Origin of the sequence: Ramlibacter agri (genome assembly GCF_012927085.1) — a bacterium.
In the GTDB taxonomy this organism is placed as follows: Bacteria; Pseudomonadota; Gammaproteobacteria; order Burkholderiales; family Burkholderiaceae_C; genus Ramlibacter; species Ramlibacter agri.
Window position 1 is genome coordinate 2,551,581 of sequence record NZ_JABBFX010000001.1, and the last position, 21,478, is coordinate 2,573,058.

The following is a 21,478-nucleotide window of genomic DNA, read 5'->3' on the forward strand; positions in this document are numbered from 1 at the left end:
CAGCATGAAGCGCACCGACGCGCTGGAGACTTCGCCCGCGCGCTACGCGCAGGTCAAGGACCACGTGGTGCGCAGGATCCAGAGCGGCGACTGGCCCGCGGGCCACCGCCTGCCCTCGGAGAACGAACTGGTCGACCAGCTGGGCATCTCGCGGATGACGGTGAACCGCGCGCTGCGCGAGCTGGTGGCCGAGAAGCTGATCGTGCGCGTGCAGGGCGTGGGCAGCTACGTCGCCGAGAACAAGCCGCAGTCGACGCTGGTGCACCTCGGCGTCATCTCGGAGGAGATCCGCGCCCGCGGGCACGAGTACCGCTGCCAGACGCTGGCGCGCCAGCGGCTGGCGGCGCCGCCTGACGTCGGCTTCTGGCTGGAGCTGCCACCCAGCGAGCCGGTGTTCCACGCGGTGTGCCTGCACTTCGAGAACGGCATCCCGGTGCAGCTGGAGGACCGCTACGTCAACGCGCGCATGGCGCCGGCCTTCCTGGACCAGGACTTCTCGATCGAACCCCCCGGCGAGTACCTGCGGCGCAACGTGCCCTTCGACCAGATCGAGCACGTCGTCGACGCGGTGCTGCCGACGCCGGAGCAGGCGCTGCAGCTCGCCATGCAGCAGGCCGAGCCCTGCCTGCTGCTGACGCGGCGCACCTGGATGCAGGAGCAGGTGGTGACCATGGTGCGCTGCTGGCATCCGGCCTCGCGCTATCGCCTGGGCAGCCGCTTCCGCCCGAGTGGCAGCCTGCATGCCGGCTGAAGGCGTGGCCAGCGCGACACCGCCCTGGTGGCGCCTTGCCGCGCCCCTGCCCACGCTGATCCTGGTCAACCTCACTTCGCACCTGGCGCTTTCCGGCGGGCGTCTGTCGGGGTCGCTCTACACGCTGCGCTCGGGCGCCGGCGAACTGTGGGCCGGCGTGTTCATGGGCCTGTTCGCCTTCATCCCGCTTTGCACCTCGCTGCGTTCGGGCCGCTGGATCGACCGCGTGGGCGCGCGGCGGGTGATGCAGCGCGGCACGCTGCTGGTGCTGGCCGGCGCCTGGCTGCCGGTGCTGTGGCTGTCGGTGCCCTCGCTGTTCGCCATGGCCTTGCTGGTGGGCATCGGCTACAACCTCGTCTCGATGGCGGGCCTGCACGCGGCGGCGTCCGCCGGCGATGCGGCGTCGAGCCGCCAGCGGCTGGCCAATTTCGGCTGGCTGGGCCTGGGCTTCGCGACTTCGGCGACGCTCGGCCCGGCGCTGGCGGGTGTGCTGATCGACGCCTTCGGTTTCCGCGTGGCCTTGCTGGTGACGGCGGCGTGCACGCTGGTGACGCTGCTGCTGGTCTTCACGCGCCTGGGCCAGACCGTGCCCGAGCCGCAGGAGCTGCCGCAGCCGCGCCGGTCCGAGGTGGCCGTGCGCGGCCTGTTCGACCTGCTGCGGCGCCCGCGCTTGCGCCAGCTGCTGCTCGTGGGCCTGACCATCTCCGCCAGCTGGGACCTGTTCGTCATCATGCTGCCGGTGGTCGGCACGCGGCTCGGCTTCTCGGCCTCCCTCGTCGGCACGATCTCGTCGGCCTTCGCGCTGGGCATCTTCATCAGCCGCGCGCTGACGCCCACGCTGGCCGTGCGTTTCCCCGAGTGGCACAACGTGCGGGCCTCGCTGGTGGGCATCGTGGCGATGTTCGTGCTGCTGCCGCTGGTGCGTGCGCCGGCGCTGTTCATCGTGCTGGCGCTGCTGCTGGGCGTGTCCATCGGCCTGAGCCAGCCGAACATCCTGTCGCTGCTGCACGCGGCCACGCCGCGCTCGCGCAGCGGCGAGGCGCTGGGCCTGCGCTATTTCCTGGGCAACTGTTCGTCGGTGCTGATGCCGCTGTTCTTCGGCTCGGCGATCGGCGTGCTGGGCGTGTTGCCCATCTTCTGGCTGAATGCCGGCGTGGCGGGGGCCGGGCTGGCCAGCGCGCAACAGGCGGTGCGGCGGGTGCGATGATGCGGCCGTGAAACACGGCTCGGACTTCGTGCGCAGCGGCAGCCTGAACGGCTACGTCGACCTGGTCCGCTCGCTCGGCCGCGACCCCAACGCCTTCCTGCGCAGCGTGGGCCTGAAGGCGAAGCTGCTCGAAGATTCCGAGATGCTGGTGCCGCGCGACGCCGTGCGCGAGCTGCTGGAGATCACCGCCCGCGCCACCCAGGTCGAGGATTTCGCACTGCGGCTGGCGGCGCCCCGCAGGCTCTCCACCCTGGGGCCGGTCAGCCTGGTGATGCGCGAGGATCCGACGCCGCGCGCTGCCCTGGACACGCTTTGCCGCTACTTGAGGCTGGTGAACGCGTCGCTGACGATCCTCGTGGAAGACGCCGGCAGCGTCGTGATCATTCGCGAAGACCTGCAGCCGACGCCCGGCCTGTCGATGCGGCAGTCGGAGGAACTGGCGGTGGGCACGATGTTCCGGATCCTGGCCGAATTGATCGGCCCGCAGTGGCGGCCGCAGGAGGTGTGCTTCGCGCACCGCCCGCCGCAGGACGTTTCCGCGCACCGCGCGTTCTTTCGCCGCACGCCCAAGTTCAACCAGGAGTTCAACGGGTTGGTCTGCTCGGCGAGCGACCTGTCGATGCCGCGCGAATCCGGCGACCAAGTGGCTGCGGGCTACGCCAGGAAGTTCCTGGAAGCGGACCTCGGCGTCGACCGCAGCCCGAGTGCGCAGCAAGGCTGCCGGCAGGTGATGCTGGCGCTGCTGCCCAATGGCACCTGCACCGCGGCGGAGGTGGCGCGGCTGCTGCGCGTCGACCGCCGCACCCTGCATCGCCGGCTCGATGCGGAGGGCCTCACCTTCATGCGTTTGCTGGACCAGGTGCGTTCGGACCTGGCCAAGCGCCACCTGCGCGAAAGCGACCTGCCGATCAGCGAGGTGGCCGCGCTGCTGGGTTTCGCCAGGCCCACCGGCTTCAGCCATTGGTTCCGCGGCGTGTTCGGCTGCAGCGCCTCGGAGTGGCGAAGCCAGGCCGGCCGGGATCAGGCCATCGCCGGCTTGCGCAGGAAGCCTTGATGCCCGCCGTTGCGGTTGGGCGCAAAGCCGTTGGCCTGCAGCGTCTCTTCCACCGTGTCGTAGAACACGCCGATCTTCAGGATCTCGCGCGCCTGCTGCGCCGTCGCGATGGGGCGGCCGAATTCACCGGCGATGCGCACCAGCTGCTTGATCTGTTCGACCGAACTCATCTTGCCGGTGCGCTGCTGGTTCCACAGCACGTCCTCGATGCCGCAGCGCACGTGCAGGCCCAGGGCCATGCCGATCATGTTGATCGGCAGAACGTTCAGCACCGAGCTTTCCACCGTGAGCACCGCGCCGTCCGGCACCGCGCGCAGCATGTTGGCCAGGTTGTAGATGTTGGCCTGGTCCATGCCGCCGCTGATGGCCACCCAGTTCATCACCAGCGGGCCCTTGTAGACGCCGCGGCGGATCATCCGCTCGATGGTCTCGAAGCTGTTGATGTTGTAGCACTGGAACTCGCTCTGGATGCCGGCGGCCGTGAGGCGGCGGATGTGCTCCTCGACCCAGCTGGGGTTCGAAGGCACGATCATGTTCCGGTAGGCCTCGTAGTACTCCGGGAAGCCGCGTGACACGCCGCGGAAGTCGTCCAGCCCGGCGTGTTCGGTCACGTTCATCTGCGTCGTGTTGACGGTGACGGTGACCTGGTCGGGCTTCGGGTCGAGTTCGGCCAGCATGTGCCGCGTGTCGTCGCTCAGCCACTTGGCCGCCTGGCCTTCTTCAGGAGCGAAGCTGATGGAGCCGCCGACCTGGATGACCATTTCCGGCACGCGTTCGCGCACGCCGGCGATCAGCTCGTTGAACTTCGACAGGCGCTTGCTGCCCTTGCCGTCGGCTTCGCGCACGTGCAGGTGCAGCACGGTGGCGCCGGCTTCGTAGCAATCCACGGCCTTCTGGATCTGGTCCTTCATCGCGATGGGGATGTCTTCGGGGAAGTCCGAAGGGATCCAGCCCGGCGCGTAGGGCGCGGCGGTGATGATCAGCGGCTGCTGGTTCTCGGGGTAGAGGTGGCCGTCGAGGAAGTTCATGGTGGGGTCCTTGGGGTCAGTTGGCGCGGATGTCGAACTTCTTGACGATGGCGGCGTTGCGCTGCGACAGCGCCTTGTTCTCGGCGAGCAGCGCGGAGGAGTCGACGCTCACGTCGGGCTCCAGGCCGGCGTCGAACAGCCGCTGCTGGATGGCCGGCGTGCTGGCCGCCTTCTTGATGGTCTCCTGCAGCTTCGCCACCACCTCGGGCGGCAGCTTGCTGGAGCCGTAGAAGCACAGCTGGCCCTGGAACTGGATTTCGGGGAAGCCCAGCTCGGTCATGGTCGGCACTTCGGGCAGGTAGGGCGAGCGCTTCTTGCCGGAGACGGCATAGGCGCGCAGCTTGCCGCTCTTGATGAAGGGCAGCGAGGCCACCATGCCGTCGAACATGATGTCGACCTGGCCGCCCAGCATGGCCTGGATCGCCGGCGGCGAACCGGAATAGGCCACGTGCTGCATGTCCAGGTCTTCGCGGTTGCTGAAGATCAGGCCCGAGTACTGCGACACCGTGCCGGCGCCGTAGCTGGCGAAGGAAGTCTTGCCCTTTTGCGCCTTCAGGTGCGCGACCAGGCCAGTGAAGTCCTTGGCCGGGTAGTCCGCGGACGACTCGAGCACATAGCTCGTGAGGGCCACGCGCGCCAGCGAGACGATGTCCTTGAGCGGGTCGTAGGGGACCTTCATCACCTGCGGCGCTTCCACCAGCATGTTGTTGGGCCCGATGGCGATGGTGTTGCCGTCGGCCTCGGCCTTCATCATGGCGCCGAGGCCGATCCAGCCGGTGGCGCCGGCGCGGTTCTCGATGACGACGGGCCGGCCGATGTCCTCGGAGATCTTCTGGCCGATGACGCGGGCGGCGATGTCCACCGTGCCGCCCGGCGGCGCCGGCACGATCACCTTCAAGGGCTTTTCGCCCAGCGCGAAGACGCTCAGCGACATTGACGACGCGATCAGGGCCAGGGCGGTACGCCGTCCGAATTGCTGCAGGTTCACTTTTGTCTCCTTGCCGTTCGGGGCAGTATCTGGCGTCACTGGTCTTGGAACTTGCTTTTCTGGGACATGGATTTGCCAATCTGGGACATCCGGTTTTCGCGACAGAACTGTTACTCCCACCCCGCGCGCGCTTGTTCCTACATTGGCGTCCTTCCCGACGAAGAAAGGACATCACCATGGGACACCCTTACACCGGCGGCTGCGCGTGCGGCGCCCTGCGCTACGAGATTGCGGGCGAACCGGTCTTCCAGAACCATTGCCAGTGCCTGGACTGCCAGCACAAGAGCGGCACCGGCCACGGCTCCTACCTGACGTTCGCGCGGGCTGGCGTGGTGCAGCGCGGCCAGTCGACGCACTGGGAGATGGTGGCCGACAGCGGCAACGTGAAGACGCGGGCGTTCTGCCCGACCTGCGGTTCACCGGTCTCGATGACCTTCGCCGCGATGCCGGAGCTGTTCACCGTGCACGCGGCCAGCCTGGACGACCCCGGTCGCTTCCAGCCACAGGCGGTGACTTACGCAATGCGTGCCCATGACTGGGAGCACCTGGACCCGGCCTTGCCCCGCTTCGAGAAGATGCCGCCTAGGTGAGGGCTTCCTTGATCGCTCTCCCGCGCTCGGCGCGAACGTGCTGCCGACGCGCGCGCCTGGAGCGAGCCCTGAGTTTCAGGGCTCAGTCGAGCTCACCCATGCCACTTCGAGGCATGGATCACGGCGCACATGTCGACGCGGTGGAAGTGCGGCTCCTTGCAGGCGAGGAAGTCGTCGTTGAAGGTGCCGAAAGTGCTGTCCGGGCGGTGCTTCATGCCCTGGTAGAAGGCGTCGATGATCCCGTTCTTGAAATCGGCTTCGCGGGGAAATGCGGCGAGGACGGCCTGGCGCTCCGCGTCCGTGAACTGGTCGTAGCCGCGGCCCGCAACGTCCATGCCCGCGCCCGCCTGGACCAGCGCGATCTCCGGCTTCATGAACTGCGGAATGCCGGGTGTCGAATGGAGCGCCACGGCGTTCCAGACCGTCTCGATGTCGCCTTCAGCAATGCCGTGGCTTCGCAGGAAGTCGCGTGCCGCATTCGCGCCGTCCACTTCGAAGCGAAGCTGGCTGTTCCCGTAGTGCGGGGTGAGGCCGATGTCGTGGAACATGGACGCCGCGTAGAGCAGTTCGGCATCGAACTGCAAGCCTGCCCGGCGGCCAGCCAGCTCGCCCCAGCAATAGACGCGCAGCGAGTGGTGATAGAGCAGGTCGCTTTCGGTGTCGCGAACGAACTGGGTCAGCTCGCGGGCGAGCTGGCTGTCCGGAATGCGGATTCCGGAGACTTCGTTGGGAATCATGGCTTCTCCATCGGTGGATGATGTTCGGGAAAACCAAGCAGCTGCGCGAAGTCGCCCACGCTCTCGCGGGGCATCGCAGGCTGGTTCACCGGTGCCTGCGGGTCGCCGTAGCCCATGGACATGCCGAAGACCACCACTTCCTCGGGCGGCAAGTGCAGTTGCTCCGCAATGACTTCATGGAAAGGCGCAAAGGAGACCTGGGGGCAGGTGTCGATGCCTCGCGCCCTCGCAGCGATCATCACGTTCTGCGCGAACATGCCGAGGTCGATCCAGCTGTGCGGCTTCAGGCGGCGGTCGATCGCGAAGAGGAGACCCACTGGCGCACCGAAGAACGACAGGTTGCGCTCGGACTGGCGGGCGCGCGCGGCGGCGTCCGTGCGGTCGATGTCGAGGGAAGCGTAGTAGCGCGCTCCGAAGTCCTGCAGCCTCGCGCGGAACACATCCGGCAGCGGATCCGGAAAGTGGGCCGGCGCCGGCAGGTTGCCGGCCCGTGAGGCTGCGAGCAGCATATCGCCAAGCTTGTCCTTGACGCTGCCGCTGACGACGTACACCCGCCATGGCTGGATGTTCGCGCCGCTCGGCGCCGTGGCAGCGTCGGCGAGGATGTCCTCCACCTGTTTCCGGTCCAGCGGCTGCGGCTTGAACGCGCGCACCGCGTGGCGCGAGCGCATGACCGTGGACACGCAGCGGGCGATGGCTTCCTGGCCCCAATCACGTACGGAGTTGTCCATCGTCTACTCCTGCGGCGCCGCGTGGTAGGAGATCCGGCCCGAGGGCAGGAAGAACAGGGCGATGACGGCGCCGTCCTTGGCTTCCGGATAGTGCTGGCTGCCGGGAGCGGGCGCGGTCCAGCCACCGTAGCACCATCCGTTGGGACCGTTCAGGGCTGCGCCGGGAGTGAGCGGCACGACCAGGTTGAACTCGCCGTAGGGGTGCCCGTGGTACTGGCCGCGAAAGCGGCGGTCGGGATGGCCCTGGTGGTTGCCGGTGCTGTCCATGTACACCGCGGTGATGCTGAAGTGCAGGGTGCGCTCGCTCGGTTCGGCGATGCGGCTGCGGCGGTAGGCCGGACCGTCGATCTCCACGTTCGCGGCCCAGCCTTCCTGGACCCCCATCTGCACGAGGGCCGACAAGGCCTGGTAGAGCTCGCTGCCCGGGCCGTACTTTTCGTTCAGCCAGCGCTCGACCTCCGTGCTTGCGGTCATGTCTTTCACTTCTTCGAGGAAGGGGATCGAGCGCGCGATCAGCGCCTCGGGTCCATGGATGGAGGGTTCGGTGGTCATGGGCTTCTCGCGGTGTGGTGCGGCGAATCATGGTCGCGGCCCGCGTTGAAGGGAACTGATGCTTCTGCAAGCCCATAATGCATGCCGTTCATGGCGAGAGGGCAATCATGAGTATCGGCCGCACGGACCTCAACCTGCTCAAGGTCTTCGACGCCGTCTACGAGGAAAGGAACCTGGTCCTCGCAGGCAAGCGGCTCAACCTCACCCAATCGGCGGTGAGCCATGCGCTTGCGAGGTTGCGCGAGCTGGTGGGCGACGAGCTCTTCATGCGAACGGGCAAGGGCATGGTGCCGACCGGCCGCGCCACGGCCATGGCGCCGGTCCTGCGCGATTCCTTGCGGCGCATCGAGGCGACGCTGGGCACGGAGAAGTTCGTGCCGGGCGAGTCTACGCGGCGCTTCGTGATCGCCGCCAACGACCACCTCACCGCGGTCATCATTGCACCGCTCACGCGCGAACTGCAGCAGGCTGCGCCTGGCGTGGACCTCGTGATCCGGCCCTCGACGCGGCTCGATCTGGCGGAGCAGATCGACCTTGGACGGATCGACCTCGCGATCGGCATCTTCGCGCAGGTGCCCAGCCGGCTGAACTCGCGCACGCTGATGTCGCAGGGCGAAGCCGTGCTGATGCGGCGCGGCCACCCCGCGGCGCGCCGCAAGCTCACGCTGCGGGACATGGCGAAGTACCCGCTGGTGACGGTCTCCGTCGGCGGGCAGGAGGAGGGCGCGGTGGGTGGCTTCATCCTGGAGCGCGGTCTGGCCCGGCAGTCCGAGATGTTCGATCGCCAGGCCCTGGAAGAGGCGCTGCAGCGTGAACAGGAAAGGCCGCGTGCGCGGGTTACGGTGCCGCATTCGCTGGCGATCCCGGAGCTCCTGCGCGACACCGACATGCTGTCGATCGTCCCCGCCTCGCTGGCCGTGGCGCTCGTCAAGAACAGCGAACTGCTGCGCCGGCAAGCTCCGTACCAGGCCGAGGCCTCCACGATCCGCGCGGTCTGGCATCGCCGCGACGAGCACGATGCAGGTCACGCGTGGCTGCGTGAGCTGGTGGCCGGGACGGCTCGCGTCGCCGAGGAGGCGCTCGCCTGACAGTTGCCGGCAGTGAAGTGCACGGCGTGCATCGCGTGCTTGCAAAGACTTCAGTTCTCCCGGGCGCCGCGACCCACCATCATTCCGCCACTTCGAGTTTTCAAGTGTGTGAGGTGCGGAATGAATGCAATGAATCGTCGCGCGTTTGCGCGGTTGGCCATGACACTGCCAGCGGCCAGCTGGCTGGCTCCATCCTTCTCCCAGGCGGCTGGCGTGGGCAAGTTGCTGGTGGGCTACCCCGCCGGCGGCACGCTGGATACCACGGCACGCCAGCTGGCCGAAGCGTGGCGCAAGCAGGGGCACCTTTACATCGTCGACAACCGCGCGGGAGCGGCGGGCCGCATCGCCAGCAGCCAGCTGAAGCGCGAACGGCCGGACGGAAGCGCGCTCTTGTGCACGCACGCTTCCGCTCTCACCATCTACCCGCATGTGTACTCGCGCCTGATGTACGACCCGGTCGCGGACCTGCTGCCCGTGTCGCCGCTGGTGGCCGCCACTTGCGCGTTCGCAGTGAGCAATGCGGCGCCTCCCGGCGTGACGGACGTGAAGTCGTACGTCGAGTGGGTGCGGCGTTTCCCTGGGGCCGCCAGCTATGCGTCGCCGGCCGCCGGCTCGTTCGCGCATTTCCTCGGCTACCAGCTGTCCGAGGCGGCCGGCCTGAAGCTGCAGCACATCGGCTACCGCGGGTCCGCCCCGGCCATGCAGGACCTCATCGGCGGGCAGATTCCCGCTTACCTCGGGTTTGTCGCGGACTTCCTGCCTTACCTGGAGCAAGGGAAGCTCCGGATCCTCGGCGTCTCCGGGGAGAAGCGCTCGCCTTTCCTGCCCAAGGTTCCGACCTTCATCGAGCAGGGCTTTCCGAAGGTCCGGGGTGCCGAGAACTACGGCATCTTCGCGCCGCCTGGCACGCCGGACGGCGTCGTCCAGGCGACGTATGCCGCCATCGTGGCGGCAAGCAAGGACCCGGCGTTGCAGCGCGCCTTCGCGGAGGTCGGGCTGGAAACGGTGACCATGCCGCCGGGCGAGTACGCGAGGCAGCTGCAGCGAGAGCGTGACGCCTGGGCGCCGGTCGTGCGTGCGTCCGGTTTCCGTTCGGAGGAGTGATCGATGAGCCAGCGCCTCGACTACAACCAGCTCGCTCCCGCGGGAATGAAGGCTCTCGGTGCTGCCTACGGCTACACCGCGCAAAGCAGCCTCTCGCCGGTCCTGGTGGACCTGGTCTACCTGCGCGTCTCGCAGATCAACAACTGCGCGTACTGCCTCGACATGCACACGCGGGACCTGCTGAAGCGAGGCGTCCCCGTGGAAAAGATCGCGCTGCTGCAGGCTTGGCGCGAAGCCGGGGACCTGTTCGATCCGCGTGAGCAGGCCGCCCTGGCCTGGGCGGAGTCGGTGACGCGCGTCGCCGACACGGGCGTACCCGACGCGGACTTCGATGCCGCACGCGACGTCTTCGACGAGCGCGAACTGGTGGACCTCACCCTCGCCATCGGCGTGATGAACAGCTACAACCGCATGGCGATCAGCTTCCGCAGCACGCCGGCGGCGGTTTCCTCGAAGTAGTCAGTCCGGCTTGCCGGCCAAGGCGGAGCGGCCCCGGACGACGGCCTCGCATGGCAGCAGCCTGTGCGTCTCGCCGACTTCGGTGGCGTGATGGGTTCCCCACGCCATCAGCGACTGCAGCAAGGGCAGCAAGCTCTCTCCCAGCGGCGTGAGCAGGTACTCGACGCCTTGCGGGCTGGAGGCCACGGGCCGGCGTTCGACCAGGCCATGTTCCTCCAGCGCCCGCAGCTGCTCGATCAACACCTTTTGCGACAGGCCGGCAATGCGCTTTTCGAGGTCATTCGTGCGCTGCGGGCCGGTCGCCAGCACGTCCAGGAGGACGGCCTTCCAGCGCCCGGACAGGATGCCCAACGCGCGTTCGAGCGGCAAGCCTCGCAGGTGTTTGATGACCTTCATGTACTGACCAATCGGTGTGTAGATTCCGCGCGCTTCGCTACCTAATCTCCAGGCCTCGCATCCCTTGGAGAAAGTCCCGTGACAGACCTGTTTTCATCCCTCTTGCTTGGCGGCGCCGTTGCCCTGAAGAACCGAATTGTGATGGCGCCCATGACCCGCACGCGAACGTCCCCTGGCGACGTCCCCAATGCGCTCATGGCTACCTACTATGGCCAGCGGGCAAGCGCCGGCCTGATCATCAGCGAGGCCATCGACGTGGCGCCGTCCAGCAAGGGTTACGCCTGCACGCCCGGCATCTACACGGAGGCGCAGCGCAAGGGCTGGCGCCTGGTGACGGAGGAGGTCCATCGCCAAGGCGGGACCATCTTCGCGCAGCTCTGGCACGTGGGCCGGATGGCGCATCCGTCGATGATGCCCAATGGCGAAGCCCCCTGGGGCGTGACCGAGCAGCGGGCTGAAAACTCCGACGTGTTCGCGCACGACGCCAACGGTGTCCTGGGCTACATGCGCGCCGGCGCGCCTCGCAAGCTCGCGACGCAGGAGGTTTCGGACCTGGTCGGGACCTTCGCCCATGCGTTCGCGGACCTGCGTGCCGCCGGGTTTGACGGCGTGGAACTGCACGCCGCCAACGGCTACCTGTTCGAGCAGTTCATGAACCCCGTGCTCAACACGCGCACCGACCGCTACGGCGGCGGCAGCCTCCACGATCGCACCCGGTTCCTGATGGAAGTCGTCGACGCCGGCGTGCGCCAGTTCGGCCCCGGGCGCGTCGGCGTCCGCCTGTCTCCGTTCGGCCTGTTCAACTCCATGCCTGCTGACCCGGGCGTCGAGGGGACGCTGTTGTACCTGGCCAAGGAACTGGGTCGCCGCGGCGCCGCGTACATGCACCTGATCTACGAGCTGATGCCCACCGGCAACATGGAGACCGCCGTCTTCCAGGCACGCCATCTCGATCACGCGTTGCTGGCGAAGGTCCGCGCGAGCTTCCCGGGGACCCTCATCTGGGCCGGCGGCTTCAACAGCCGCGACGGCGCAGAGGCCGCGCTCAAGACCGGGCTCGTGGACTTGATCGCGTTTGGGCGGCCTTTCATCGGCAACCCCGACCTGCCGGAACGGCTCAAGAAAGGCTGGCCGCTGACGGAGGCGGACCGCTCGACTTACTACACGCGGCGGGGCGAGGTGGGGTTCACCGACTTTGCGCGGTATGCCGGGGCTCAAGCAGGAGCGCGTTGAGCCTTGCGGGCGAGGCGGACGCTAAGGCGTCCGCCGCGGCAGATTCCCCCGGATCAACTCCCCCGAAATCGACACCCCCGTTGCAAACTCCGGCAGCGCATCCCCCGGCCCGAACCAGCGCGCTTCGGCGATCTCCTCGCCGTCCACCACGATCTCGCCGCTCTCCCACTCCGCGGTGAAGGCGATCATCAGCGAATGCGGGAAGGGCCAGGACTGGCTGCCGAAATAGCGCAGGTCGCGCACGCGCAGGCCGACTTCTTCGAACACCTCGCGGTGCACCGCATCCTCGACCGACTCGCCCGCCTCCAGGAAGCCAGCCAAGGCGCTGAAGCGGCGATTGGGCGATGCCGAATTGCGGGCCAGCAGGATGGCGTCGCCTTTCTTCACCAGCACCATCATGGCTGGCGAGATGCGGGGATAGGCCGCGTGGCCGCAGCGGGTGCAGCGCATGCAGCGTTCGCCGGCCAACGCCTCCATGGTGCCGCCGCAGGCGCCGCAGAAGCGATGCGTGCGGGACCACTCGGCGATCTGGAAGGCTCGGCCCGCCACCGCCGCCAGGTGGTCGTCGATTGCGCCGAACAGCGAACGCAGGGGCCGGAAGGTGAAGCCGGCAACGGGCTCCGTGAAACTGGCGTCCACCCACACGGCCCGGCAATAGTGCTGGCCCAGCAGGCCGACCGCGCGCGATTCCGCCAGTGATACGCCCAGCGCCAGGCACGCGGCCTCGTCGGGCAAGGCCAGGTCCGATTCGCGGACCAGCAGGGCGCCGCCGCGGAAGACGAAGATGTGCTCCTGGGCGCCCGGCTGTGGCGCGTGCAGCGGGACGAAATGCGAGGGTGTGATGAGCATGGGATCATCATACGGAGCGAGTGGCCACCCGAAGTCGGGTACGCTTTCCCTTTGCATTCGATCCACGAGGACCCGGCCATGAGCATTCCTGTCGATCTGCCCCAATTGGCGGAAGTCATGGGGCGCTATCGCTTTGCCTATCTGATGACGTCCAGCGAGCGCGGCGCGCCGCATGTCGTCGCCGTGACGCCCGTGCTGCAGGACGGCGAGCTGGTCGTCGACGAGCCGGGGCGACGCACCCGCGAAAACGCCTCGCAACGGCCCGAGGTGGCCCTGGTGTGGCCGCCGCAAACGGAGGCGGATTATTCGCTGATCGTCGATGGGAAGGTCGTCGCGGCGGACGGCGCCTTGCGCATCACGCCTGCGCGCGCGGTGCTGCATCGGCCGGCCGCGCCTCGCCAGCCGGCAGCTCCCGGCGCCTGCGGTTCGGATTGCGTGGAAGTCGCGTGAGCCGTCCTTCCGCTTCTCAAACCGCTTCCTTCTTCTCGCGTCCGCTGGTGGTGGTGGCGCTGGCGACGCTGTGCTGCCTGTTGTGGGGCAGTGCGTATCCGGCCATCAAGGGCGGCTATGCGCTGCTGCAGATCGCGCCGGACGACCTGGGCGGCAAGATGCTGTTCGCGGGCTGGCGCTTCCTGCTCGCCGGCCTCGTGCTGCTGGTGGTCGCCGCGGCCACCGGCCGGCGCCCGGGCGTGCGCTCGCCGCGCGACGTGGGTTCGCTGTTCCTGCTCGGCGCGACGCAGACGGCCTTGCAGTACGTCTTCTTCTACATCGGGCTGTCCCACACCACCGGCGTCAAGAGCTCGATCATGAACGCGACCGGCACTTTTTTCAGCGTGCTGCTCGCGCACTTCATCTATCGGCAGGAGCGGCTCACGCACCGCAAGGCGCTGGGCTGCCTGGTGGGTTTCGCCGGCGTGCTGGTGGTCAACGTCAGCCCGCAGCTGGCGGAGTTCGATTTCACGCTGCTGGGCGAAGGCTTCGTCGTGATCGCCGCCTTCGTGCTGGCCGCGGCTTCCATCTACGGCAAGTGGCTGTCGCAGCGCTTCGATGCGGTCTTCATGACCGGCGCGCAGCTGGCCATCGGCGGCGCCTTGCTGCTGCTGGTCGGCCGGGTCACCGGCGGCGGCCTGGTGCATTGGAGCTGGCAGGCCGTCGCCTTGATGGCGTACATGGTGCTGCTGTCCGCCGTGGCCTTCACGCTGTGGACGGTGCTGCTGAAGCACAACCCGGTGTCGCTGGTGGCCGTGTTCAACTTCCTGATCCCGGTGTTCGGCGCGGGGCTGTCGGCGATCTTCCTGGGCGAGTCGGTGCTCGAATGGAAGAACCTGGTCGCGCTGGTGCTGGTCTGCGGCGGCATCACGCTGGTGACGCGCGCGGTTGGCGCGGCTGCGCGGCCCGCGCCTGAACGGAGCCTTTCAGCCTCCGGCTGATGCCGCCTCGCGGCCTTGCCCTGCCGCTGCCCGGCAGCGGCCATGCGACTCTCGAGCCAGACAAGGCTCTGGACGCATGACCGAGGCAACGCTCCGCGACACCGTGCTCAGGATAGGCGAAGAAGCTGGTGCCTCGGCCATCGCGGTCGCGGCCTACGACTTCGAGCACCACACGACCTGGTCGCTCAACGCCCACCGCTGGTTCCACGCTGCCAGCACCATCAAGGTGCCGGTGCTGCTGGCTGTGTGCGCGGCGATCGAAGAGCACCGCTTCGAGCCGCACTCGCGCGTGCACGTGCGCAACCGTTTCCTCGGCGTGGTTGACGGCCGGCCGTTCCGGGTGGCGGAGGAGCGCGATGCCAACGCGGAGGTCCATGCTGCGCTCGGGCGCATGCTGACCGTGCACGAGCTGGCCGGGCACATGATCGCGACCAGCAGCAACCTCGCCACCAACCTGCTCCTCGATCTGGTCGGTGTCGAGGCTGCGCGTGCGTCGCTCGCGCGTTTGCGCCTGGGCGGCATCGACCTGCAGCGCGGCGTGGAAGACGAGGTGGCGTGGGAGGCGGGCCTCAACAACCGCGTGACCGCGGCCGGCCTCTGCGATGCCTTCCGCCTCATCGAGGATGGCGACGCCATCTCCCCCGAGGCCTCGAAGGCGATGCTGGACATCCTGCACCAGCAGCGCTTTCGCAGCGGCATCCCCGCCGGCCTGCCGGAGGACGCGCGGGTTGCCCACAAGACCGGCGAAATCTCCACCATCGCGCACGACGCCGGCATCGTCTACCTGGACGGCCGCGATGCTTACGTGGTCGTCATCCTCACCGAATGGGCGCCGGAGGTGAATGGCCGGCAGGAGACGATCGCGCGCATCTCGCGGGCCGTCTACCAGTCGATGACGGGGCGCAGGGAATGAGCGTGCTGCCGCTGCCCCTGGTCCGCGCCGACGACCTGCCGCCCGAGCTGCGGCCGGTGCTGCGGCCCGGCGAGACGCTGCGCGATCGGACCGGAGGCGCGCATGCGCTGCCCTCGTCCTTCCTGCGGGTGGATTCCTGGGAGCAGGCGCGCGAGACGGTGCTGACGCCGCATTTCACCTTGTCGGAATTGATCAGCGTCGACGTGCGCGAAGCGCCGCCGCTGCGCTCTTTTCCGCGCTTCATTCCATGCGCCGTGCTGCTGCTGGCGGGCGCGCTCGAACTGCTGCGCCTGGAACTCGGGACCTATGTCTACGTGGCCGCGAACGGCGGCTACCGCTCGCCGGGGCACGCGATGAGCCGCCATGCTTCGCGCCACTGCTGGGGCACGGCGGCCAACATCTACCGCATCGGCGACAGCTGGCTCGACAACCGCGAGGAGATCGAGAAGCACGCGGCCATCGCGCGCCGCGTCATTCCCGGCGTATGGGTGCGCCCTTACGGCATCGAAGACGGCCAGGCGGACGACCACCTGCACGTAGACCTCGGCTACACGGTGTTCGACCCGGCGCACACCGAGGGAGCAGCCTGATGGCGGACCCGAAGAAGCTGGCGAAACCTTCCGCGCCTGAGCAATTGCGCCTCGCGGCGATGGGCCTGGAAGCCGAGTGCTCCCTGATGCTCGATGGCGAACCCACGCGGCCGGAGGACTTGTTCGGCAGCCCGCGCGACTTCATCCGCGGTGAGCTGATGCACCGCCAGGGCACCTCGTATCACCTGCCCACCGGGGGCGCGGTGTACTTCGACACGGGCGTCATCGAAGTGGCGACGCCAGTGGTGGAGATCGAGCGCGGTTGCGCGGCGCGGGCCGGGCGCTCGCTGTGGGAAGCGCTGCAGTTCGTCCGCGGCGAGCTGGATGCCTGGGATGCGCGCAACTGCCGCGAAACGCGGCTCGTCGGCTTCAGCGCGCACTACAACGTGTCCTTCGAGCTGCCGCCGGACGAGCCGGCCAACGGGCGCAGCATCGAGAAGCTCGCGCGCCTGCTCACTTTCATCCTTCCCGCGCCCGTGATGCTGCTGGCGACCAACCGGCAATCCACGGGCGTCGGCGTGCGGCCGCGCCCGGGTCGCATCGAGATCACTTCCGATTTCACGCCGGAGCCGGCGCTGATGATCGCGGCGGCGACCGTGATCGTGGCCGTCGTGCGCGAGGTGATGACCTGGCCATCGTATGAGCCGGGCGAACTGGCCAGGCGCGGCATCCCCGTGATCAGCGGCTTCCAGCCCATGCCCCACACCTCGCGCAAGGGCTGGCTGGCGCGCTTCAGCTGCTATCCGGAGAACCCGTCCACCTGCGACATCGACCGTGACCAGTGGCAGACGGAGCACGACGGGGAACTGAGCCTGCGCGCCATGGCCGGCCAGACCGTGCGCCACTTCTGGCGCGCCATCCACCGCATTGCGGACCCATCCAGCTCGCGCCTGATCCGCGCTGTCATGCGCGGGCGCAGCGCCTCGCTGCTGGATCTGGACGCCCGCCCGCCGGCCTACGAGCACGTCGGCAGCCTCTGCGCCTGGGACGGACGCGCGCCGCCCGCGCAGCTGGCGCGCTCGCGCTACGAGCGGGTCGTGATGCATGCCGTGTCGGGCCGGCAGCTGCGCATGAACGGCGCCTGCCTGCGCCCGGTGGGCATGAGTGGCTGGTCGGCGGTGGTGTTCGAAGGCGAGGACCAGCATCGCGAGGTGATCGCCATCGACGACCTCATCCCCCATCTCGACGACTGGGAGCTCAGTCCCGCTTGATGCCGCCGTCGATGCGGGGCCGGTCGGACGCAACGCCATCAAAGTCGTAACGGTTTACACGCCTGCGGCTCGACGACTGACGCCTTGTGCCGTCCTCTTACATCCGGTCCGTTGAATTGCAGGGCTTGCCCGGCGCAGCATGGCTGCCGACGAGCCCTGTGTTGCGGGCTGGCAGAGGAGGCGAAATGGCGCGGTGTTCCAACGTCAGTTTGCTCGGGCTGTTGTTTCTCGCGGCGGGTGCGTCGGCCACCACGGTGGGCCCGATCAAGGGCGCGCCGGTCCCCGGGCACCCGCTCGCGGTGAACATCCCGTTCGCGGTCGATGCGCCCACGGAGCGCGCCTGCGCCAGCGCCGGCGTGCGCTATGGCAGCGCGCCCGCGCCCATGGTGCTGCATGTGCAGGGGCAGGGCCTCAAGCGCAACCTGCTGGTCACTTCGCGCTCGCGCGTGGATGCGCAGCCGGTCACGGTGGATGTGCGCGTCGGCTGCGGCGCCAAGGCGGTGACACGCAAGTTCGTCATGGCAACGGGCGTGCCGGTGGCCAAGAGTCCGCCGGTGCCCGAGCCAGCCACGCGGCGCGCCGAGCTCGCGGTCAAGCCGCGGCCGAAGCCGGTCGCGTTGATGGCGCCGAGCGAGCCGCTCTTTCCCCCGCCCATGCCGCCCGAAACCAGCGTGCCGAAGCCGGAGGCGCCGCCGACCGAGGAATTGCGCCAGGCGCGCTCCGACGCCGCCACCGCGATGGCGCAATTGGAAGCCGCGCGCAGGGAGCTGGCGGCGGTTCTGGACGTCGAACGGCGCACCTCGCAGACCCTCATCGCCGCGGACCACGAGATCCGCGACGCGAACTCCCGGGTCGACCGCATGCGGCTGGTCCTGAAGTGCATCGGCGCCGGGCTCACGCTGGTGGCCGCCGGCGTGGTCTGGCTGGAGCTGCATCGCATGGCGGTCCGGCGCTTCCGGGCCGCGCCGGAGACGGCCGAAGAACCGGGGCTGCTCGAGGGCGCCGAGATGCCGACCTAGATCATCTGCCCGCCACTGGCTTCCAGCCGCTGCGCGTTGACCCAGCGCGCCGCTTCGGAGCACAGGAAGGCGACGACGGGACCGATGTCCTCGGCCTCGCCGATGCGGCCGAGCGCCGTGTTCTGGGCCACCATCACCGGCAGCTGCGGGTTGGCCTCGTACACCTCGCGGCTGAAGTCGGTGGCGATGGCGCCCGGCGCGATCGCGTTCACGCGGATGCGGCGCGGCCCGAGCTCCTTGGCCCAGTAGCGCACCAGCGTTTCGACGGCCGCCTTCATCGCGGCATACGGCGCGTAGCCAGGGATGGAGATGCGCGTCAGCCCGGAGGAAACGCACACGATCCCGCCGCCGTCCTGCAGCTGCGGCAGCAGTTGCTGCGTCAGGAAGTAGACGCCCTTGAAGTGGACGTGGGCCAGCGCGTCGAACACGGCTTCCTGCGTCTCGCCCAGCTTGCCCTGGCCGTTGAAGCCGCCGTTGTTGACGAGGAAGTCGATGTGCTTGCGGTGCCATCGGCTTTCCAGGACCTCGGCCAGGCGCTGCGCGAAGGCGGGAAAGGACGGCACGTCGGCGACGTCCAGCGGCAGCACCGCGGCGCGGCGCCCCAGCGCCTCGACCTGCTTCTGCACTTCCGCCGCCTCGTCGGCGCGGCTCTTGTAGGTGACGATGACGTCGTGGCCGGCGCGGGCCAGGTGCAGGGCCATGCTGCGGCCCAGGCCGCGGCTGCCGCCGGTGACGAGGGCGATCTTTCCGGTTTCCATCTGTGGGTTCCTTTCGGTGAGGTGCAGATGGTCGGCGCCCTTGCCCATCGGATCAATGCTCGCCAATTGCCAGGATTGTTCAATAATGGCCAACAAACATGGACCGCATCGACGTCATGCGGCTGTTCACGCGCATCGTGGACCTGGGCAGCTTCACTGCCGCCGCCGAGGACCTGAACCTGCCGCGTGCAACCGCCACCTATTCGCTGCAGCAGCTGGAGCGCCGCCTGGGCGTGCGGCTCCTGCACCGCACCACCCGGCACGTGAGCCCCACGCTGGAGGGGCAGGCCTACTACGAGCGCTGCCACCGCGTGCTGAACGAGGTGGAGGCCGCCGAGTCCTTCCTCGGCGAAGCCGCGGCCAAGCCTAGTGGCCGGCTGCGCGTGGACATGTCCACCGCCATCGGCTCGGCCTTCCTGTTCCCGCACCTGGGCGAGTTCTGCGCGCGCTACCCGGGCATCGAGCTGGAGATCGGCGCGACGGATCGCCTGGTGGATCTCCTGCGCGAAGGCGTGGACTGCGTGGTGCGCGCGGGCGAGCCGCGTGATGCGGGACTGGTGTCGCGCCGCGTGGCCACGATGCCGACGGTGACCTGCGCAAGCCGCAGCTACATCGAAGCGCACGGCATGCCGCGCACGATCGAGCAGTTCCGCAACCACCTGGCGGTGAACTTCCTGTCGACGGCGACCGGCAAGCACTCGCCCTTCGAGTTCACGGTGAAGGGCAAGGCGCAGGCCGTCACGCTGAAGGGCCGCATCTCCGTCACGAGCACGGAGGCCTACACCGCCTGCTGCCTGCAGGGCCTGGGCTTCATCCAGGCGCCGCGCTACCGGCTGGAGCGCTACCTGGATTCCGGCGAGCTGGTGGAGGCCTTGCCGAAGTTCCCGCCGCCGCCGATGCCGGTGGCCGTGATGTACCCGCACCACCGGCAGCTGGCGCCGCGGGTGCGCGTGTTCATCGATTGGGTGGCGGAGCGGCTGCAGGCGCCGGGCCCAGTTCCCGCTGCAGCCACTGCTGGAACTGCAGCATCGCGCGCGAAGGCAGGCGCGAATGCAGGCGCGTGAGCCAGTAGCGGCCCGTGTGCGCCTCGAAGGCAAACGGCCGCACCAGCCGGCCGGCGTCCACCTCGTGCTGGAACAGGCAGGCCGGCAGCAGCGCGATGCCGATGCCCTGCGCGGCGGCGGCGGCCAGCGCCAGTGACGAATCGAAGACCGGGCCGCGCAAGGGACCCGGCCAATCGTCGACGCCGGCGGCCGCGAACCAGCTCCGCCACTCATCGTTGCGATAGGAGCGCAGCAGCACTTCGCTGGCCAGGTCCACCGGCGCGGTGAGGCGGGCGGCAATCGCGGGCGTGCACATCGGCGTCAGCGGCGTGGCCAGCAAGGGCTCTGCGTGTGTGCCGTGCCAGCTGCCGTCGCCGAAGCGGATGGCGAAGTCCAGCCCTTCGCCGGCCAGGTCCACCTTGTTGTTGTGCGTCATGAGCTTCAGGTCGACGAACGGATGCTCGCGCTGGAAGGCTTCGAGGCGCCGCACCAGCCAGCCGATGGCGAAGGTGGCGACCACGCCGATCGTCAGCGGCTCGCGGTAGTTGCCGCTGCCGAACTGGTCGAGCATCGTCCCCAGCCGGCCAAAAGATTCGCTGAGGACCGGCAGCAAGGCCTGGCCTTCGTCGGTGAGCACCAGGCCGCGCGGCAGCCGGCGGAACAGCGGCACGCCCAGGCGGGCCTCCAGGTTGCGCACCTGCGCGCTGACGGCGGCTTGCGTCACGCTCAGTTCCAGCCCGGCGCGCGTGAAACTCAGGTGGCGCGCGGAGGCTTCGAAGGCGCGCAAGGCATTCAACGGCAGGCTCATGGCCAAGATTTTCTTTTATTTGCCGCACGAAATCATCGTTTGCGCGGAGTGCGTCCGGCTCGATACAGTCCGTCCGCTTTCATGGAGACACAGTGAACCGACGCAATTTCAGCTTTCATCTCGCGGCCGCAGCGGCCGGCTTCGCGCTGCCCTCGCTGGCGCAACCTGCTTCCTGGCGCGCGATCGAGGCCGGGTCCGGCGGCCGCATGGGCATCGCCGTGCTGCAGTCCGATGGCCGCATCGACGGCAATCGCCTCGACGAACGCTTCCCGATGTGCAGCACCTTCAAGTGGGTGGCCGCCGCGCACGTGCTGCAGCGCGTCGACCGTGGCCAGGAAAAGCTGGACCGGGTGATCCGCTACACGCGCAAGGACCTGCTCTCGTACGCCCCGGTCGCCGAGAAGCATGTGGACCAGGGCATGACGGTCGCGCAGCTCTGCGAAGCCGCCATCACGCTCAGCGACAACACGGCGGCCAACCTGCTGCTGGCCAGCTTCGGCGGTCCGCAGGGCCTGACCGCTTTTGCGCGCGGCCTGGGCGACAAGGTGACGCGCCTGGACCGGTGGGAGCCGGCCTTGAACGAAGCGCGTCCGGGCGACCCGCGCGACACGACCTCGCCGCGCGCGATGGCCGGCTTGCTGCAGGCGGCGTTGCTTGGCCATGCGCTTTCGGAGAGCAGCCGCAAGCTGCTGGCCACCTGGCTGGAAGGCACGCAGACGAACCAGAAGCGCCTGCGCGCCGACCTGCCTGCCGGCTGGCGCATGGGCAGCAAGACGGGAACCGGTGCGCGCGGCACGACCAACGACGTCGGCATCTTCTGGCCGCCGCAAGGCAAGCCGGTCATCGTCGTCACCTACCTCACGACGACGAAGGCGCCGGAGGCCGAGCGCGAAGGCGCGATTGCAGCCGTCGCGCGCCGCGTGACGAGCGCAAGCTAGG

General features: G+C 68.6%; 25 protein-coding genes. 16 read left to right on the plus strand and 9 right to left on the minus strand.

The annotated features are described in order from the left end of the window. Positions 1-4: 4 nt before the first annotated feature. Genes hutC through HHL11_RS12325 form a run of 3 tightly spaced genes read left to right on the plus strand, consistent with a single transcriptional unit; the run spans position 5 to position 3,012 of the window. The gene (gene hutC / locus HHL11_RS12315) at positions 5-751 is read left to right on the plus strand and encodes a histidine utilization transcriptional repressor HutC (protein ID WP_169418660.1); all 747 of its coding nucleotides are present in this window, start codon (positions 5-7) and stop codon (positions 749-751) included. After that, the gene (locus HHL11_RS12320) at positions 741-1,958 is read left to right on the plus strand and encodes an MFS transporter (RefSeq protein WP_169418661.1); all 1,218 of its coding nucleotides are present in this window, start codon (positions 741-743) and stop codon (positions 1,956-1,958) included. The genes hutC and HHL11_RS12320 overlap by 11 nt, the downstream gene beginning before the upstream one ends. Positions 1,959-1,965: 7 nt before the next feature. Continuing rightward, positions 1,966-3,012: an AraC family transcriptional regulator gene (locus tag HHL11_RS12325; protein ID WP_342593206.1), complete on the plus strand. Its 1,047-nt coding sequence runs from the start codon at positions 1,966-1,968 to the stop codon at positions 3,010-3,012. On the opposite strand, the gene HHL11_RS12330 is transcribed toward HHL11_RS12325, so the two are convergent. Further along, positions 2,979-4,040, minus strand: coding sequence for a beta-keto acid cleavage family enzyme (locus HHL11_RS12330; protein ID WP_169418663.1), 1,062 nt, complete (start codon positions 4,038-4,040; stop codon positions 2,979-2,981). The genes HHL11_RS12325 and HHL11_RS12330 overlap by 34 nt on opposite strands. A gap of 16 nt (positions 4,041-4,056) precedes the next feature. Beyond that, positions 4,057-5,028 carry a Bug family tripartite tricarboxylate transporter substrate binding protein gene (locus HHL11_RS12335; RefSeq protein ID WP_342593207.1) on the minus strand — a complete coding sequence of 324 codons (972 nt, stop codon included), beginning with the start codon at positions 5,026-5,028 and terminating at the stop codon, positions 4,057-4,059. 176 nt (positions 5,029-5,204) lie between these two features. Between HHL11_RS12335 and HHL11_RS12340 the strand changes: the two genes are divergently transcribed. Continuing rightward, on the plus strand, positions 5,205-5,618 hold the full coding sequence (locus HHL11_RS12340; protein ID WP_169418664.1) for a GFA family protein: 414 nt from the start codon (positions 5,205-5,207) through the stop codon (positions 5,616-5,618). A 92-nt stretch (positions 5,619-5,710) separates the two neighbouring features. On the opposite strand, the gene HHL11_RS12345 is transcribed toward HHL11_RS12340, so the two are convergent. From HHL11_RS12345 to HHL11_RS12355, 3 genes are read right to left on the minus strand one after another with little or no spacing between them, the layout of a single operon-like run. Further along, entirely contained in the window at positions 5,711-6,355 is a 645-nt protein-coding gene (locus tag HHL11_RS12345; RefSeq protein WP_169418665.1) for an HD domain-containing protein, read from the minus strand. Next, positions 6,352-7,086, minus strand: a complete 735-nt coding sequence (locus tag HHL11_RS12350; protein ID WP_169418666.1) for a nitroreductase — start codon at positions 7,084-7,086, stop codon at positions 6,352-6,354. The genes HHL11_RS12345 and HHL11_RS12350 overlap by 4 nt, the downstream gene beginning before the upstream one ends. A 3-nt stretch (positions 7,087-7,089) precedes the next feature. Then, positions 7,090-7,638, minus strand: a complete 549-nt coding sequence (locus HHL11_RS12355) for a 4-hydroxylaminobenzoate lyase (protein WP_169418667.1) — start codon at positions 7,636-7,638, stop codon at positions 7,090-7,092. A 107-nt stretch (positions 7,639-7,745) separates the two neighbouring features. On the opposite strand from HHL11_RS12355, the gene HHL11_RS12360 reads away from it, so the two are divergent. The 3 genes from HHL11_RS12360 to HHL11_RS12370 all read left to right on the plus strand — a co-directional run bounded on the left by HHL11_RS12360 (position 7,746) and on the right by HHL11_RS12370 (position 10,289). Continuing rightward, the gene (locus tag HHL11_RS12360; RefSeq protein ID WP_169418668.1) at positions 7,746-8,726 is read left to right on the plus strand and encodes a LysR family transcriptional regulator; all 981 of its coding nucleotides are present in this window, start codon (positions 7,746-7,748) and stop codon (positions 8,724-8,726) included. 159 nt (positions 8,727-8,885) lie between these two features. Further along, complete coding sequence (locus HHL11_RS12365) at positions 8,886-9,830, plus strand: tripartite tricarboxylate transporter substrate-binding protein (RefSeq protein ID WP_240980062.1); 945 nt, start codon at positions 8,886-8,888, stop codon at positions 9,828-9,830. Positions 9,831-9,833: 3 nt separating this feature from the next. Beyond that, on the plus strand, positions 9,834-10,289 hold the full coding sequence (locus HHL11_RS12370; RefSeq protein WP_169418670.1) for a carboxymuconolactone decarboxylase family protein: 456 nt from the start codon (positions 9,834-9,836) through the stop codon (positions 10,287-10,289). On the opposite strand, the gene HHL11_RS12375 is transcribed toward HHL11_RS12370, so the two are convergent. Then, positions 10,290-10,685, minus strand: coding sequence for a winged helix-turn-helix transcriptional regulator (locus HHL11_RS12375; RefSeq protein ID WP_169418671.1), 396 nt, complete (start codon positions 10,683-10,685; stop codon positions 10,290-10,292). It abuts the gene before it with no gap. A 78-nt stretch (positions 10,686-10,763) separates the two neighbouring features. Here HHL11_RS12375 and HHL11_RS12380 point away from each other — a divergent pair, with 78 nt between their 5' ends. Continuing rightward, positions 10,764-11,918, plus strand: a complete 1,155-nt coding sequence (locus HHL11_RS12380) for an oxidoreductase (protein WP_169418672.1) — start codon at positions 10,764-10,766, stop codon at positions 11,916-11,918. A 21-nt stretch (positions 11,919-11,939) separates the two neighbouring features. Here HHL11_RS12380 and nudC read toward each other — a convergent pair whose 3' ends face one another. After that, positions 11,940-12,767 carry an NAD(+) diphosphatase gene (nudC, locus tag HHL11_RS12385; protein ID WP_169418673.1) on the minus strand — a complete coding sequence of 276 codons (828 nt, stop codon included), beginning with the start codon at positions 12,765-12,767 and terminating at the stop codon, positions 11,940-11,942. Between the two features lie 78 nt (positions 12,768-12,845). Between nudC and HHL11_RS12390 the strand changes: the two genes are divergently transcribed. From HHL11_RS12390 to HHL11_RS12415, 6 genes are all read left to right on the plus strand, one after another. Beyond that, positions 12,846-13,217 carry a hypothetical protein gene (locus HHL11_RS12390; protein ID WP_169418674.1) on the plus strand — a complete coding sequence of 124 codons (372 nt, stop codon included), beginning with the start codon at positions 12,846-12,848 and terminating at the stop codon, positions 13,215-13,217. Beyond that, a complete protein-coding gene (locus tag HHL11_RS12395) occupies positions 13,214-14,197 on the plus strand; it encodes an EamA family transporter (protein WP_169418675.1) in 984 nt (327 codons plus the stop codon). The genes HHL11_RS12390 and HHL11_RS12395 overlap by 4 nt, the downstream gene beginning before the upstream one ends. Positions 14,198-14,273: 76 nt before the next feature. Continuing rightward, positions 14,274-15,110: a serine hydrolase gene (locus HHL11_RS12400; RefSeq protein WP_169418676.1), complete on the plus strand. Its 837-nt coding sequence runs from the start codon at positions 14,274-14,276 to the stop codon at positions 15,108-15,110. Beyond that, a complete protein-coding gene (locus HHL11_RS12405; protein WP_169418677.1) occupies positions 15,107-15,700 on the plus strand; it encodes a hypothetical protein in 594 nt (197 codons plus the stop codon). The genes HHL11_RS12400 and HHL11_RS12405 overlap by 4 nt, the downstream gene beginning before the upstream one ends. Beyond that, the gene (locus tag HHL11_RS12410) at positions 15,700-16,911 is read left to right on the plus strand and encodes a hypothetical protein (protein WP_169418678.1); all 1,212 of its coding nucleotides are present in this window, start codon (positions 15,700-15,702) and stop codon (positions 16,909-16,911) included. Before HHL11_RS12405 ends, HHL11_RS12410 begins: the two co-directional genes overlap by 1 nt. A gap of 185 nt (positions 16,912-17,096) precedes the next feature. Further along, positions 17,097-17,930 (plus strand): hypothetical protein, encoded by an 834-nt coding sequence (locus HHL11_RS12415; RefSeq protein WP_169418679.1) that lies wholly within the window; start codon positions 17,097-17,099, stop codon positions 17,928-17,930. Here the strand turns inward: HHL11_RS12415 and HHL11_RS12420 are convergent. After that, a complete protein-coding gene (locus tag HHL11_RS12420) occupies positions 17,927-18,688 on the minus strand; it encodes an SDR family NAD(P)-dependent oxidoreductase (RefSeq protein ID WP_169418680.1) in 762 nt (253 codons plus the stop codon). The genes HHL11_RS12415 and HHL11_RS12420 overlap by 4 nt on opposite strands. A 98-nt stretch (positions 18,689-18,786) precedes the next feature. Between HHL11_RS12420 and HHL11_RS12425 the strand changes: the two genes are divergently transcribed. After that, positions 18,787-19,752 carry a LysR family transcriptional regulator gene (locus HHL11_RS12425; RefSeq protein WP_169418681.1) on the plus strand — a complete coding sequence of 322 codons (966 nt, stop codon included), beginning with the start codon at positions 18,787-18,789 and terminating at the stop codon, positions 19,750-19,752. Here HHL11_RS12425 and HHL11_RS12430 read toward each other — a convergent pair. Continuing rightward, the gene (locus HHL11_RS12430; RefSeq protein WP_169418682.1) at positions 19,643-20,539 is read right to left on the minus strand and encodes a LysR family transcriptional regulator; all 897 of its coding nucleotides are present in this window, start codon (positions 20,537-20,539) and stop codon (positions 19,643-19,645) included. The two genes, HHL11_RS12425 and HHL11_RS12430, sit on opposite strands and share 110 nt — an antisense overlap. Positions 20,540-20,631: 92 nt before the next feature. On the opposite strand from HHL11_RS12430, the gene bla reads away from it, so the two are divergent. Continuing rightward, complete coding sequence (bla, locus tag HHL11_RS12435) at positions 20,632-21,477, plus strand: class A beta-lactamase (protein ID WP_169418683.1); 846 nt, start codon at positions 20,632-20,634, stop codon at positions 21,475-21,477. Position 21,478 lies beyond the last annotated feature (1 nt).

Bases quoted from the DNA above. Each gene is read 5' to 3' on its own strand.
- hutC (WP_169418660.1), top strand. From the start codon at position 5: ATGAAGCGCACCGACGCGCTGGAGACTTCGCCCGCGCGCTACGCGCAG.
- HHL11_RS12320 (WP_169418661.1), top strand. From the start codon at position 741: ATGCCGGCTGAAGGCGTGGCCAGCGCGACACCGCCCTGGTGGCGCCTT.
- HHL11_RS12330 (WP_169418663.1), bottom strand. From the start codon at position 4,040: ATGAACTTCCTCGACGGCCACCTCTACCCCGAGAACCAGCAGCCGCTG.
- HHL11_RS12340 (WP_169418664.1), top strand. From the start codon at position 5,205: ATGGGACACCCTTACACCGGCGGCTGCGCGTGCGGCGCCCTGCGCTAC.
- HHL11_RS12345 (WP_169418665.1), bottom strand. From the start codon at position 6,355: ATGATTCCCAACGAAGTCTCCGGAATCCGCATTCCGGACAGCCAGCTC.
- HHL11_RS12350 (WP_169418666.1), bottom strand. From the start codon at position 7,086: ATGGACAACTCCGTACGTGATTGGGGCCAGGAAGCCATCGCCCGCTGC.
- HHL11_RS12355 (WP_169418667.1), bottom strand. From the start codon at position 7,638: ATGACCACCGAACCCTCCATCCATGGACCCGAGGCGCTGATCGCGCGC.
- HHL11_RS12360 (WP_169418668.1), top strand. From the start codon at position 7,746: ATGAGTATCGGCCGCACGGACCTCAACCTGCTCAAGGTCTTCGACGCC.
- HHL11_RS12365 (WP_240980062.1), top strand. From the start codon at position 8,886: ATGACACTGCCAGCGGCCAGCTGGCTGGCTCCATCCTTCTCCCAGGCG.
- HHL11_RS12370 (WP_169418670.1), top strand. From the start codon at position 9,834: ATGAGCCAGCGCCTCGACTACAACCAGCTCGCTCCCGCGGGAATGAAG.
- HHL11_RS12375 (WP_169418671.1), bottom strand. From the start codon at position 10,685: ATGAAGGTCATCAAACACCTGCGAGGCTTGCCGCTCGAACGCGCGTTG.
- nudC (WP_169418673.1), bottom strand. From the start codon at position 12,767: ATGCTCATCACACCCTCGCATTTCGTCCCGCTGCACGCGCCACAGCCG.
- HHL11_RS12390 (WP_169418674.1), top strand. From the start codon at position 12,846: ATGAGCATTCCTGTCGATCTGCCCCAATTGGCGGAAGTCATGGGGCGC.
- HHL11_RS12400 (WP_169418676.1), top strand. From the start codon at position 14,274: ATGACCGAGGCAACGCTCCGCGACACCGTGCTCAGGATAGGCGAAGAA.
- HHL11_RS12405 (WP_169418677.1), top strand. From the start codon at position 15,107: ATGAGCGTGCTGCCGCTGCCCCTGGTCCGCGCCGACGACCTGCCGCCC.
- HHL11_RS12410 (WP_169418678.1), top strand. From the start codon at position 15,700: ATGGCGGACCCGAAGAAGCTGGCGAAACCTTCCGCGCCTGAGCAATTG.
- HHL11_RS12415 (WP_169418679.1), top strand. From the start codon at position 17,097: ATGGCGCGGTGTTCCAACGTCAGTTTGCTCGGGCTGTTGTTTCTCGCG.
- HHL11_RS12420 (WP_169418680.1), bottom strand. From the start codon at position 18,688: ATGGAAACCGGAAAGATCGCCCTCGTCACCGGCGGCAGCCGCGGCCTG.
- HHL11_RS12425 (WP_169418681.1), top strand. From the start codon at position 18,787: ATGGACCGCATCGACGTCATGCGGCTGTTCACGCGCATCGTGGACCTG.
- HHL11_RS12430 (WP_169418682.1), bottom strand. From the start codon at position 20,539: ATGAGCCTGCCGTTGAATGCCTTGCGCGCCTTCGAAGCCTCCGCGCGC.